Annotated in this window: 11 protein-coding genes; 5 read left to right on the forward strand and 6 right to left on the reverse strand. The window is 36.4% G+C overall.

Features of this window, described 5'->3' with window-relative positions:
* Positions 1 to 12: 12 nt before the first annotated feature.
* Positions 13 to 2,265, reverse strand: coding sequence for a heparinase II/III domain-containing protein (locus CWS31_RS07680; RefSeq protein WP_101345554.1), 2,253 nt, complete (start codon positions 2,263 to 2,265; stop codon positions 13 to 15).
* Positions 2,266 to 2,798: 533 nt separating this feature from the next.
* On the opposite strand from CWS31_RS07680, the gene CWS31_RS07685 reads away from it, so the two are divergent.
* Positions 2,799 to 4,034 carry an MFS transporter gene (locus tag CWS31_RS07685; RefSeq protein ID WP_101345555.1) on the forward strand — a complete coding sequence of 412 codons (1,236 nt, stop codon included), beginning with the start codon at positions 2,799 to 2,801 and terminating at the stop codon, positions 4,032 to 4,034.
* 408 nt (positions 4,035 to 4,442) lie between these two features.
* On the opposite strand, the gene CWS31_RS07690 is transcribed toward CWS31_RS07685, so the two are convergent.
* Positions 4,443 to 5,030: a twin-arginine translocation signal domain-containing protein gene (locus tag CWS31_RS07690; protein WP_101345556.1), complete on the reverse strand. Its 588-nt coding sequence runs from the start codon at positions 5,028 to 5,030 to the stop codon at positions 4,443 to 4,445.
* Positions 5,031 to 5,373: 343 nt separating this feature from the next.
* Here CWS31_RS07690 and CWS31_RS07695 point away from each other — a divergent pair, with 343 nt between their 5' ends.
* Positions 5,374 to 5,751: a hypothetical protein gene (locus CWS31_RS07695; protein WP_101345557.1), complete on the forward strand. Its 378-nt coding sequence runs from the start codon at positions 5,374 to 5,376 to the stop codon at positions 5,749 to 5,751.
* A gap of 97 nt (positions 5,752 to 5,848) precedes the next feature.
* Here CWS31_RS07695 and CWS31_RS07700 read toward each other — a convergent pair whose 3' ends face one another.
* The 3 genes from CWS31_RS07700 to CWS31_RS07710 all read right to left on the reverse strand — a co-directional run bounded on the left by CWS31_RS07700 (position 5,849) and on the right by CWS31_RS07710 (position 8,682).
* Entirely contained in the window at positions 5,849 to 6,286 is a 438-nt protein-coding gene (locus CWS31_RS07700; protein ID WP_101345558.1) for a BLUF domain-containing protein, read from the reverse strand.
* Between the two features lie 10 nt (positions 6,287 to 6,296).
* Entirely contained in the window at positions 6,297 to 7,643 is a 1,347-nt protein-coding gene (locus CWS31_RS07705; RefSeq protein ID WP_101345559.1) for a putative bifunctional diguanylate cyclase/phosphodiesterase, read from the reverse strand.
* Between the two features lie 124 nt (positions 7,644 to 7,767).
* On the reverse strand, positions 7,768 to 8,682 hold the full coding sequence (locus tag CWS31_RS07710) for a LysR family transcriptional regulator (protein ID WP_101345560.1): 915 nt from the start codon (positions 8,680 to 8,682) through the stop codon (positions 7,768 to 7,770).
* A gap of 240 nt (positions 8,683 to 8,922) precedes the next feature.
* Between CWS31_RS07710 and CWS31_RS07715 the strand changes: the two genes are divergently transcribed.
* On the forward strand, positions 8,923 to 9,615 hold the full coding sequence (locus tag CWS31_RS07715) for a type 1 glutamine amidotransferase domain-containing protein (protein ID WP_101345561.1): 693 nt from the start codon (positions 8,923 to 8,925) through the stop codon (positions 9,613 to 9,615).
* 83 nt (positions 9,616 to 9,698) lie between these two features.
* Positions 9,699 to 10,868 carry an iron-containing alcohol dehydrogenase gene (locus CWS31_RS07720; RefSeq protein ID WP_101345562.1) on the forward strand — a complete coding sequence of 390 codons (1,170 nt, stop codon included), beginning with the start codon at positions 9,699 to 9,701 and terminating at the stop codon, positions 10,866 to 10,868.
* 311 nt (positions 10,869 to 11,179) lie between these two features.
* Here CWS31_RS07720 and CWS31_RS07725 read toward each other — a convergent pair whose 3' ends face one another.
* Positions 11,180 to 12,562: a Fic family protein gene (locus CWS31_RS07725; protein WP_170252810.1), complete on the reverse strand. Its 1,383-nt coding sequence runs from the start codon at positions 12,560 to 12,562 to the stop codon at positions 11,180 to 11,182.
* A gap of 637 nt (positions 12,563 to 13,199) precedes the next feature.
* On the opposite strand from CWS31_RS07725, the gene CWS31_RS07730 reads away from it, so the two are divergent.
* Positions 13,200 to 13,396: DUF5011 domain-containing protein (locus CWS31_RS07730; RefSeq protein ID WP_148747747.1), on the forward strand; the 197-nt coding region annotated here is incomplete at its 3' end.

Genomic DNA, 13,396 nt, shown 5'->3' on the forward strand with positions numbered 1-13,396 from the left:
AATAATTACTGTTTATTTATAGTAATAAGGACCAACCCAGCTTACTTTTTTGTTATCAATTGTTAGGCTATGTTTAGCCGAAACAGAGGCATCTTTATTCGCGATTATGAATAACTGCTTACTACCTTTTACATCAGTAATACTTACTGCCGTATAGTCATTGTTGTCTTCAACGATTTCTAAGTTGGCAATATTACTATTTGAATTAAGTGATGCTTCAGAAACAGGACTATAACTACCATGTGTTTCAACTACAGATACAAACGTTGTATCCTCAGCTTCTCGGCGTACCATAAAGCCAGCATCTCTGCGTAAGTTAAACTCAGGATCATTAGCACCAATACGCGTTAACAATAACTCGTCAGACTCTTCAGCAACTGAGGTAAGGGTGTAGAATTTTCCGTTACCTAACCAAGAGAACTTAGTATTGTTTGTTGCTGGTTTACCTTTACCTTCTAAGTACAAATGTTGGTAACCGTTTTTATCACCTAATGGCTCTAAGTCTGTAGGAGACTCCCACTTGAAGTTACCGTTAATTACTTGACCCATATAGTAAAATGGGAAGTCGTATTCATGCTCTTCGTCAGATTTTACTTTCATAATATCGAGCATAAAGGCTTTTTCAAAGTTATCGTCTTTGATTAATGCCATAGTACGGTGCATCTTAGTGCCAGGATAAGCATTAACTTCAGTTGCACTAACTACTTGAACATTATCTTTAGTATCGTCATAAAAATACAAGTCAGAGTGCTCTGTACTCGCGGTTTTATAGTTACCGCCAAAGTGCATTTCACCGTCTTGAGCTAGGGTGTTATGAGCAATGGTTGTTTTAGCCCAGGTTTTATTTTCTTTTAAGTAGTTACCACCACCTTTTTGACCAATGTTAACGAAGCGAGAAAGACCGTAATCTTGAATAACTTCATCACCTTTCTCATAAAGAGAGTAAGACAGTTTGTCGTAATGGCCATGACTTAAGCCTTGTGCCGCATATTTAAATACTAAGGTTAAGTCTTCATTTCCGTAACGAAGTACAGCAACACCACCTTGTTTACCGTCAATTCCGTCGGTTAGGTTGATTGAGCTTTTAGTAAATAGCTTTGCTTTACCGTCACGAATAGCAATTGCAACGTCTAAACCAGCTTCATCAAGTAATACTTCATTTTGTTTTTCCGCAATGCTAAGTAATTGTGGATTTTGATCGCCGTAATGGTAAGCAATATCTACCGCAGTGACTAAAGATGCTGTGTAATATGACATACCTTTTTGACCGTCATTTAATGGGAAGAACTCACCATCAGCGTCAGATAAATTAAGTAGTGCATTTACACCTTTAAGTAATACGTTGTCTTTGTGTTGCAATACTTTTAAATCAGGTCGTACGTTTTCCATTGCTAAGGCAAAGATTAAGAAAGGATACATAGCGTAACGTTGATAATATGGACCTTCGGTGTAGTAACCGTCAGGCGAGAATGGGTCGTCAAGGTTAGCGTAGAAACCTTTTTTCTGTCCTTCTACTTTGATAGTGCCGCCATCATTGTCGATACCGCCAATTGGCAGTCCGTCATCTTCAATACCGTATAATGCACGTTGAATAAGGGCTTCATCGTCCATCACTAAACCAATCATACCTACCGCTGCATTACCCCAAGTACTGTGATTATGTACGCGGTTATAAAAAGCTGGGTTTTCTAAAGAAATAAAATCAGCAAACGGGCGGAATAAGTTGTTTTCTAACTTTTCACGCTGCTCTTCAGTTAAAAAATTATAAACAGTGTCGTATGCTTGGCTCATGTAAACTAACCAGTTGCTGTCGTTTAGTGACTGCCAAAATAGCTTACCACGGGCGTAAGATCTTTCTTGTGGGTGAAGCGGAAGATTTTTATACATAGCTTCGTATTGCAATAACATATCGCGTACATAAATAGCGTATTTATCGTCTTCTAAAATTTGATAAAGCACACCTGCTTTTTGGGCAATAATGAAGTTTTGTTTGTGTCTGTAATGGGTGTAACCACCAGAGAAATCTTTTGGTATTGGCGTGTCGATACCTGCGGCTATTTCTTTATCAACAGTTTGTTTAACACGGCTCACTGTTGCATCAAATAAAGGAACTTTACCTAAATTGTCTCTGATTTTCTCAACGCCGTCTTTGGTTAAGATCAGGTTAGGGTGTTCCTGAGCTTGTACAACGAATGATGCTGTAAACGTGGTTATTATCAATACCAGTGGGGTTAATACCAGCTTAGTAATTTTTTTTACGTACATGTTATCTGTGTTCCTTAATTATCAATTTTATAATGGTCATTATCGAGTTTTGCATATAGAAATGACGCATGTTGATTTTATGAAGTACTACTAAAACAATGATTAGGGTACTGGGGGAACACATAAGCTGTCAAGCCAATAATTCATGAGCAAGGCCTGCTTGGTAATGTAGGTTGTCGCTATTGGTAATATAGGTTGTTTTTTTGTTAATAATTTAATTTGGCAGTAATGGTAAGAAATTTTAAAAATTGCTCTGTTACTTAAGTGTGCTCTAGTCTGTAGCCTCTTTTTGCAAAGTTAAGTACAGCTTTTTAATCGTCGAGTTAATATTGTTTTACACTTGGTTAGCATTGAGTTGATGGTAAATATTGCGCTGGAAAAAGTGTAAGGTATTGTTGTTATAATGGCGTTTAATTCCACCGGAGGAATAAATCAAATAAAGACTAAAGATTATGCTGTATTTTATCTACTGTTGTTGACAAAGCACTAGTAAAAGTCAATGGTGTGCGTTTTTAAGAGGATTCGAATCACAAATGATTAAAGAATATGCAGTTTTTATTAGACGTAGTTGGCCAATTCTAGTTTTTGGTCTGATGACTGTGTTTATGGGAAACTTTGGTCAATCGTTTTTCGTCAGTTGGTTTGGTAATAGCTTTCAAGAAGGTCTTGGCCTATCAGCCACAAGTTATGGCTCTGCCTATTCTATGGCGACGCTTGCTAGCGGTTTGCTGCTTATGTGGATTGGCGGTCGTATTGACGATGTATCATTAGAAAAATTTATTATCTTTTGTACTCTCGGTCTCTCCTTAGCTGCGCTGACTTTGTGGCAAAGCAATAACTTAACCATGCTTGTTATTGGCCTTTTTCTGTTACGATTTTTTGGTCAGGGACTTTTCCCTCATACCGCCATCACCACCATGATGAAAAGCTTTTCGCTAAATCGCGGTAAAAGCCTCAGTGTTGCTACATCAGGTGTTCCATTAGGTGAAATAATTCTTCCTTCTATAGCGGTGTTTCTTATAGCGCAAGTAGGTTGGCAGCATAGCTGGTTGGTTATCGCTATCGCTATTCCGTTTGTTTATTTACCTTTGGCTTTGTATCTGATTAAACGTAGCAAACATGAAAAATATGCAGAGCCTGATTTAACGACAAAGCGTAATGTTGATAAAGCGGTAAAGGTTGATGGTTCGAGAAGAACATTACTTACGGATTATCGTTTTTGGCTGGCATTACCAACAGTGTTGGCAGCACCATTTATTGTCACTGGCGTATTTATCCATCAAGGTTTCTTTTTACCACAAATGGGTTGGTCACCCATGTTATTTGCCAGTTGCTTCGTTTTTTATGGCATTGCTCATTGGTTTGCATCAATGAATGCTGGCGCTATGGTTGACAGATTCAGCGGTGTACAGTTGTTAAAGTTTTATCCCATTCCAATGTTTATGGCTTTGCTGTTGGCATCGCAATTAACGGGTAACTGGATTGCTTACGCATTACTTATTTTACTCGGCATCGCTATTGGCTCTGGTAGCACAATTATTAACGCGATTTGGGCTGAAGTATACGGTACTAAACATATTGGAAAAATACGCGCACTAACCGCATCACTCACGGTTATCTCAACTTCTATTTCACCCATATTATTTGGTTACCTTATTGATGGCGGTATTACGGGTGCTCAGCTTTTCTTTTGGCTTGCTATGTATGTGTTATTAGCCATGTTTGTTGCGTTATTTTCTTACTCTAAAGAGGAAAAATCTCAAGGCTAAACAGCTCAAAGGTAAGCAAACCAAGGCGCAACTCCTTAAAGTTGATACACTCAAGGTGATTCGAATAGCCTGATTTAGCTTTGATGATATTTAGTTTGCTGATTTTTTATTTGCTACAGCAAATATTTTTAAATTGAAAAAACAGTAGTCAGAGGGGGACACTTATGGTGCCGCTGTAGGACTCGAACCTGTAATTCGAATAACTAAGTCTGGTTGGGTCATTTGAAAGTGTTTTGAAGCTCACTTGAAGGAAATTTAAAAAGATATAAAACGTGAAAAAGCACGTGAACATGAGTAATGTTGACGTGCTTTTTTAATTTTTACGCTATTTTCAAAGTAGAAAATTCAAGCAAATTTGTACGGTAATTATTTAAGGTATTATTTTAAGGTATTATTTACGGAAATAGTTTAACGGTAAATAACTCTTCTGCGTTCGCGACGAGCAACACCTGCAACAGATACCGGTGTTGCTGGCATACCAACGATATCGATGAACAGAGAGCCAGGACCAGAAAATACGTCTAAAGCTAAACCATCATCTATTAATTTAACATCATAAAGTAATACATCAGATTCTAAACGCGGGTTAGTTAATGTCATTACAACATCTTGCACTTCATCGCCGCTAATTATAGATAATGTCGCATTCGGTGGATCTTGTTTAAAATCTTCATGATGCGTACCTTTTTGCCAGTCAGTGATAAAATCACTTGTTAGCATATGGCCAGCAATTCTTTGTGGTCTATCTGAAAAGTAGATTGTTGATTTAGCAATGCCAGATAATACTAAGGTATTTTTGTCGAGGACAACTTTATCAGCGCTTTGTACGAATAAAAGTTCTACTTCACCCGCTTTAGGTGCTGATTTTGCACTTGCAGTGGCAGGTAAAACACTACCTAATACTAAAGCGCTAGCTGCCGCGGCACTTGATCTTAAAAAAGTACGTCTGTTATTTTCATCAATTACTGGAACAGCTTCGTTATCTATTTTTTTCATGTTTCATACTCCGTGTAAACTATAAAAACTTGGCGATGATTTTACTCTTAAAATTTATAATACTTGAATTTTACTAATAAGTGCAATTGTTTATGTTGTCACCTATTCATGGTAGTTGGCGCTGAAAAATTAAGTAACCAGTCAATCATGGGCTCGCCTGTCTGTGATTAATAAATTACTTATCTCAGCTGTTACAAAAATATAAACATTTGGTAAACGATCCAGCTTAAAATAGTCAATCTAAGCGCTTAACTGTACGGTGTAAGTTATGTTAGTTATGTAAGGCTTATGTGATGCTATTGTTCAGTATTCAAGTAAAACGATAATTATGGATTAAAGAAGTATGGCGCTAAAAGCAAATCTGATGCAGTTTCTTGATGATACGGGTAACGAACTTGTGCTTACCGAGCAAGCTAAGACGGTTTTTAAATTTTTAACTAAAATTGTCTCATCGGTTTCTGAGAAACTTGATTATTCACAAATTAACAAATTAAGTATTGAACCGTTAAAAGTTGAATCATTAAAAGCTAAGCCTTCAACAATTGAGGTTAATTTGAACTGTAATAGTCGAGCGGCAGGATTATCTTGTGAAGGACGTATTGAAGCTGCCTGTATCGCTATTGATTTGATTGAGTGGCATTGTGATAGTTGTGAAGCTGCAGGCACGATAGCTGGTTGGCAAGGAACTCAATGGGACAAGCAAAAACCAACTCTGCATTAAGTCCACTCTGCATTAATATTGTGCATTTAGGTTAGTCGTTTTAGGTTGAGCCGCTTTAGGTTTAGTTTGGGCGCTTATTTTGGGCACTTAGTTTAGCTTAAGTTGTTGCTTGTTTTTTTCTCACTAAATTTTCTAATACACTGACAATATTATCTCCAGCTTTTTTCATTGCTTTATGGTCTTTTGAATCTTTTATGCCTGCGATATCAAATCGCATTGAATCTTCAATACCTGCAAATGCCATCGACCACTGTGAAAAATTACGTTCGGTTATTTTCTCAAAATTTAATACTGTCAATTCTGCGTGTCGGTTATCAAGTTGAATGGTTTCAAAAAGCTCTTCAATATTTTCTTCTTCACCTTCAATTACTTGGCAAAAATAGCCGCCGGTATAAAGTAAAGCGCCAGTAACTCCCAGCTTAAGGTTATTTGTCGATGCAGAGTCTAATATTGACTCTATTTGGTTTTGTAATGCTTGCTTGTCACCAGAGACCAAATTTTTACTAATGTAAGATAGTTGATATAAATTCGACATAGTTACTCCGTTAAGCTGAGATAATTGTTTGTTGTAAATAAGGTAACATTTCACTTTCATACATAGGTTTAGCGTAATAAAAGCCTTGTATTAAATCAGCACCTAATTTTGTTACTATGGCTAATTGCTCTGCAGTTTCAACACCTTCAGTAATCACGTTTAACCCTAGCGCATGGGCTAAACCATATACGCCACGTGCAATCAGTAATGCTTGTGAAGACTTTTCAGGATCTTGAGAATCTAATTGAAAGACAAAAGAACGGTCGACTTTAATAAGGTTAAGCGGTAATTTTGTTAACTGTACAATTGAAGAGTAACCGGTACCAAAATCATCAATCGCTATTTCACAACCTAACGCTCTGATTTTTTTAAGCGTGCTAGGCATACTATCAATAAACTCTGATGATTCTGTTATTTCAACTCTAACTAATTGCGGCGCAATCCCTGACTCGCTAATGGCTGCTTCAAGTGAGTTAATAAGAATACCAGGATTTAAAAACTGTACAGGGCTGACATTGATATTGATCATAAGGTCAGTTTGTTGTGAAGCTTGTTGTAACTTAACTATGTCTAAACAGGCTTTTCTTAATATCCAGTCACCTAATACATCCATTACGCCTATTTCTTCGGCTATAGAAATAAAGTTATTAGGTGGCACAATACCTCTTTCAGGATGATTCCATCTTAATAGTGCTTCAAAGCCAGTGACTTTATCTAGAGCGATTGAATAAATTGGCTGATATACCAGATAAAACTCTTCGCTGTTAATCGCGCTGTATAATTCCAGAGAATTTGTGATTAATGCACAACGTAAGTCATTAGCTATTTGATGTGATGTTTTTGCTTTTTCGAGCATAAAGGGCTCAAACATACAAATCTTTAAGCCACCGTTATTAGCAAAATGTAAAGCAGCTTCGGCTGCGTGCATAGTGTCACTAAAGGAAGTGTCTTTTACTTCATTGATGGCTGCGCCAATTCTAACGCTGAGTACAATAACTTGACCGCTAATAACGAAGGGGCGTTGAGCAAAATCTTGCAGGCGTTCTATTTCTTCAGGTAAATCAACATCACCGGCAAACACTAAACAAAAATGATCACCGTGGGTTCTGTATATACATAGGGTGTTGATAAATACTTTTGACAGGCGCCTAGCTACTTTCGCTAATACTTTATCAGCAAGTGCATTACCAATACTGTCACTCATTTGCCCAAATCTTGATATTTCACAGATGATTACTTGCACTTTTTGAACGTCATCTTTAAGCAGTATTTTTTCAACTAACTGACGACCAAAGGCTCTGGTGGGTAATTGAGTCAGTGTGTCAATTCGACTTTTATCTTCCGTGTCATCACTCATCAATACAAACCTTAACTCTTTATTTTTTAGTTGTTTACTGATACTACTAAATTAAAGCTGTGGTGTTAATGAATATTTAAAGTGATTAACTATTAAGCTGAATTATCTTTTTATTGCTAAGACATCAATTAGTATTTTTTACACTAATTTGACTGGTAAAGTACTCTTTCAAATAGTTAAGTAGCAATCTGAGCTTTTTAGAATTGGCAGTACCAGGTGGGAAAACCCCATACACATTTATATCGTTAAAGGCATAATCATCAAGCACAGTTTCTAAAGTGCCTGCTTTTATTTTTGGCCAAGCATCGTAAGTTGGAATACGGGCTAAACCATGGCCTGCCTCAACAAAAGCGGTGCGAGCTGCGGCATTATTGGTACTAATACTGCCATTGGTTGCGATACTAAACGAGCGACTACCTTTTTTAAGGTTTAAAACCCCCGAGGTTAGTTTGTAAATAACCCATTGATGTTTACCTAAATCGGCAGGTTTAGTAGGTCGACCATGTTGATTAAAATACTCAGGGGCACCACAAAGACAGGTTGATAGGGTGGCAAGCTTAGTTGCCTGTAAACCCGAATCAGCTAAAGGTGCACCTCTAATAGCTAAATCAATACCTTCTTTCATAATGTTAACCACTTCATCAGTGAGCATGACGTCAAGTGCTATCTTAGGGTAGATCTTTTTGAATTCATTTAATGCAGGCACAACTGTTTGCAGGCCAATATTAACTGGGCAAGTGATTTTGAGTAAACCAATGGGTTCACTTTTAAAGTTTTCAATTTGCTGATTCGCAGCGCTAGCTTGCTCGGCAATAACTCGACAGCGCTCATAATATGCTTGACCAGCTTCAGTGAGATTAATAGACCGAGTTGAGCGATTAAGTAATTTTACGTCAAGTTGTGCTTCAAGTTTTTTTAAGTGATAACTTACCACTGCACGAGAAAGTCCCATATGTTTCGCGGCAGCGCTTAAGCTTCCTTGTTCAATAACTTGGGCAAAAACCACCATACTTTTTAGTTGCTCAAATGAAACATCCATAGTGCCTCCCAAACTTATAAAACGATTACTAACTTAGATCACTAACTAATAAGAGTAATACATGACATTTAATGCATTATTATAATTTATTGTATCAATTATTAATACAATGTTGTCAGTTTTATCTGCATTGTTCATGTTGTGTTGTAGGCATATACTAGTTACATAAAATGATTATTACGTTTTATAGCAATACAAAACTCTACTTACATGCTTATATAAATAAAGGGATTAATTATAATGTCTAAAAAAATATTGATGGTACTTACTTCACACGATCAACTAGGTAACACAGGTAAAAAAACAGGTTTTTGGGTTGAAGAATTTGCAGCACCTTATTACGCTTTTATTGATGCCGGAGTTGAAGTGATATTAGCTACGCCAAAAGGCGGTCAAGCACCTATTGATCCAACAAGTACCTTAGCTGATTTTCAAACATCGGCAACTGAGCGTTATGATAGCGATGATGCAGTACAAGCTAAAATTGCTACTACCGTAAAATTATCTGAAATCAAACAAAGTGATTTTGATGGCGTATTTTACCCTGGTGGTCATGGTCCGTTATGGGATTTAACTGATAATAATGAATCAATTACGTTAATTGAAAGTTTTTTAAATGCAGATAAAGCAGTCGCGACAGTTTGTCATGCAAGTGCTGCATTATTAAACGTGAAAGATGAATTAGGTGAGTTTGCTGTTAAAGGTAAGGTGATTACTGGTTTTACTAACAGTGAAGAAGAAGCGGTTCAGTTAACTGATGTTGTGCCTTTTTTAGTTGAAGATGAATTAATTAAACGCGGTGCAGAATATCAAAAAGCACAAGATTTCCACCCGTTTGCGATTCAAGATGGTTTGATTATTACAGGGCAAAACCCAGCAAGTTCAGCATTAGCTGCTGAAAAGTTATTAGAACACCTTGTTGAAATTATCTAATTGATTCTTGAAATATTTTGAATGATAGGGCACTTCACAAATTACTAAAAATCATCAACATAAAACTACATACAGGACTAAACATGTTAAATTTTAATTTTCAAAACCCAACAAAGATTAATTTTGGCGAAGGACAGATTGAGGTTATTTCAAAAGAAATTCCTTTAACCGCGCGAGTATTAATTGTTTATGGTGGCGGTTCAATTAAGGGCAATGGTGTTTATCAACAAGTTATTGATGCGCTGGCAAAGCATACATGGTTTGAGTTTTCAGGTATTGAGCCCAATCCCAAATACGATACCTTAATGAAAGCGCAAGAAATTATTAAAGCAGAAAATATAGATTACATACTTGCCGTTGGTGGCGGCTCTGTAGTTGATGGCGCTAAATTTATTGCTGCTGCTGCACTTTACGAAGGTAACGACGAGAGTAATGACCCTTGGGATATTCTTGCCAAGCAACAACCCGTAACTAAAGCTTTACCTCTTGGTGCAATATTAACACTACCGGCGACAGGCTCTGAAAGTAATGGTAACTCTGTAGTGACACGTGATGGTACTAAAATACCTTTTTCTAGCCCATTAGTTCGCCCTTTATTTGCGGTACTTGACCCAACAGTGACCTTGTCATTATCAGATGATCAAATTGGTAACGGCGTAGTTGATGCTTTTGTGCATACTATTGAGCAATATTTAACGTATAGCGTTAATGGCAAAGTACAAGATCGTTTCAGTGAAGGGTTATTACAAACATTGATTGAAGAAGGTCCTAAAGCGTTAGCTGCTGAGACTAAAGATGATTTAGAAGTAAGAGCTAATATCATGTGGTCTGCAACCATGGCACTAAATGGTTTAATTGGCGCAGGTGTTCCACAAGATTGGTCAACGCACATGATTGGTCATGAATTAACAGGTGCTTTTGGTATTGATCACGCACGTACTTTATCTATAGTGCTTCCTGCGGTAATGAAAGTTAAACGTGAACAAAAACGTGGCAAATTATTACAATATGCAGAACGTGTTTGGCACATAACTGACGGTGATGAAGATGCACGTATTGATAAAGCCATTGCTTTAACCGAAGACTTTTTTGTGAAAATGGGCGTACCAGTACGTTTGTCTGATATCGATCTTGGTAGCAAAGATATTGACTTACTTGTCGACAGATTAGAGCAACACGGTATGACAGCGCTTGGCGAACAAGGTGATATTACCCTAGACGTAAGTCGTGAGATTTTAACTAAAGCACTATAGAGCTTAGTTACTTACTTAGTTAATAAACTTGTCTGTAGTTTTAAGTTATAAGCAGAGTTCAAAAAATAACTTTGAGCAAGCTCAGGTAAGCTAAGTTAAGTGAAGTAAAAGAAAATGGATTACCAAGCATAGCTCGGTAATCCATTTTTTTGCTTGTGATATGCGTTAGGTCTTAACTAACCACTGCTTGGGCTAAGTTATTTAATTAAACACACTTACCTAAATATTGATTCGAAACACTTGAAGTTAAAGCTGACACTCACTTTAATTAATTATTATGAATGTGTGTATTCGTTAATTTTTACTCCGGCCTATATTAGTTTCGAGCCATTGCCGTGCAACTGTGACAGTATGTTATCCAACTTTTCTAAATGAACCTGTTCACCATTAGCAAAAGCTTTGTATTTATCAATTAAATTGTCTAACTGTTTGTTTTGCACTTGATGAAAATTAATGTTTCTTACAATATCGTCAAGTAACTTATTCAAACTTACTTCTGCTAAGTTTTTATCATGACCTTTTTGGAAAATATTAAATACGGGCTTTTCTTCAATAAGGTTAATGAAATAGCGCAAACTACGACCTCCTGATTGAGAAGGCACTAAAATCGCTTTTTCAACCAATCCTTTTAAATCACGAGTTGCAGTAGCTGAAGAACATCCTGTCATAGACTGATATTTTTCAGAGTTTATCCCCGTTTTAATTAATCCACTTGTCCCAAATTCGAAAAATTTACTCGTAATTTTATGCTGCCGCTTATTCAACTTCGCCTGTTTATGATGATCCCAAAAAATAGACTTTTTTAGAATAAAGTCTATTTTATTTTTAGCATTAACTTGAGCATTTTTAGTGATTTCAGTAAACCATTTAATCCAATTTGTTAAATCAACAGACGCATCTATACGTGAGCTTTCAGCCAACATTTTATAATAATCATTTCTATTTTCATTAATAGGCGTTGATATGCTAAATAAAGGTGGGATATCAAAATCCTGAAATAGAGCATGCTCTGATATAGCACGTGCAATACGACCATTTCCATCACCAAAAGGGTGAATTGAAGTGAACCACATATGAGCAATAGCTGAACGTACAGGCCCTGAAATATACTCACTATTATCGTTCAAATGAGATGTACTGTTGTACCAGTCAATAAATTTACTCATTTCACTTTCGACTATATCTCCCGGAGGACCTTCAAAAACAACCTCTTCATACTCCCCGCTACCACTAACAATATCGACAGGGCCAGTACGGTATTCACCTATTTCAATTTCACGCCTAGCATAATAGCTATCTTGGCCTGTAAGTAATAACTTATGCCAATTGCATATCATTTCTTTTGATAACTCACTCGTGAAGTTTTTTCGCACATCAATAAGTAATGACGCTATGCCAATTTCTTTATGAAAAATGCCTTTCGGTTGAGATAAATCTAGATCTAAATAACGTGCAACGGAAGAACGTACTTCTTCGCGGTTCAGATTTTCACCTTCTATTTCACTTGTATTAATAGCCTCTTCAACTATTAAAAAGATATATGCTTCTGATTTATTATCTTGATCTAATTGTGAAACTTGCCCTTGAAGGTTTGAGGAAATTTTAGTGTACTCATCTATGATCTTATTTAGACCATCTGACTGATATGTAAATTTAGGCCAATCGGGGTGTTGCCAGTTATATTTTATACTCATAATCATAAATCTCCATATTCTAATCATAATAATGGCATTTTTGATTTGAATAAGCCACTTATTCTCATCAAAAGGATATTTGAATCATAAATAGTTAATTAATGATTAGATTAATGTTGTTATTCTCATCATATTTAAATGGCGTAAACATTAATAAAATGATTAGACAGGTAATTTTAAAGTGACAAACAGCTAACGGATTTACGTTACCTTTGCTTTTCAGGACAACATGCTCATGTAAGTTATACCGAATGCACTAATTATTTAGACTATTTGAAGGCGATTGATTGATTAATTTAGTGATTGAAGGAGTGATTTAATGATTATTGCAATGGGTATTATGTAGGTAGACTTCTTACTTTATTATGAATTTATTATGACTTGTTACAATGACATAACATAAAAACACTAACGCTGACGTTATATTTTTGATTATGGTTAGTGCAGGCTCGAAGTATGATGTGTTTTTTCTTAGATCATGTTGCCTTGCAGTTATGTTGTTGTCATTCAGGTATGAAATTCCTGAACTCGACGATTAATGAATTTTATTATTGTTGCTTTTATGTTAAATTGCGCACCAAATTTCATCGTAAATTTTTGATTTTTTACCCTTATTTTTAACACAAGGAAGTTTTATATGAACATTACACTTTTATCAAAAGCCATGCTTATTGTGCTTGGCGTTAGTACGCTAAGTGCTTGTGGTGGTACTGATTCTGCAGAGCCTACACCAACCCCAACCCCAGATACAACAGCTCCGGTTATTACTCTAAATGGTAATAGCACTATTACACACGGCGTTGGCTCTGAGTATATCGATGCAGGTGCTAGCGC

Origin of the sequence: Colwellia echini (assembly GCF_002843355.2) — a bacterium.
Lineage (GTDB): Bacteria > Pseudomonadota > Gammaproteobacteria > Enterobacterales > Alteromonadaceae > Colwellia > Colwellia echini.

Excerpts from the sequence above, each read along its gene's own strand:
- CWS31_RS07680 (WP_101345554.1), bottom strand. The coding sequence starts at position 2,265 with ATGTACGTAAAAAAAATTACTAAGCTGGTATTAACCCCACTGGTATTG.
- CWS31_RS07685 (WP_101345555.1), top strand. The coding sequence starts at position 2,799 with ATGATTAAAGAATATGCAGTTTTTATTAGACGTAGTTGGCCAATTCTA.
- CWS31_RS07690 (WP_101345556.1), bottom strand. The coding sequence starts at position 5,030 with ATGAAAAAAATAGATAACGAAGCTGTTCCAGTAATTGATGAAAATAAC.
- CWS31_RS07695 (WP_101345557.1), top strand. The coding sequence starts at position 5,374 with ATGGCGCTAAAAGCAAATCTGATGCAGTTTCTTGATGATACGGGTAAC.
- CWS31_RS07700 (WP_101345558.1), bottom strand. The coding sequence starts at position 6,286 with ATGTCGAATTTATATCAACTATCTTACATTAGTAAAAATTTGGTCTCT.
- CWS31_RS07705 (WP_101345559.1), bottom strand. The coding sequence starts at position 7,643 with ATGAGTGATGACACGGAAGATAAAAGTCGAATTGACACACTGACTCAA.
- CWS31_RS07710 (WP_101345560.1), bottom strand. The coding sequence starts at position 8,682 with ATGGATGTTTCATTTGAGCAACTAAAAAGTATGGTGGTTTTTGCCCAA.
- CWS31_RS07715 (WP_101345561.1), top strand. The coding sequence starts at position 8,923 with ATGTCTAAAAAAATATTGATGGTACTTACTTCACACGATCAACTAGGT.
- CWS31_RS07720 (WP_101345562.1), top strand. The coding sequence starts at position 9,699 with ATGTTAAATTTTAATTTTCAAAACCCAACAAAGATTAATTTTGGCGAA.
- CWS31_RS07725 (WP_170252810.1), bottom strand. The coding sequence starts at position 12,562 with ATGAGTATAAAATATAACTGGCAACACCCCGATTGGCCTAAATTTACA.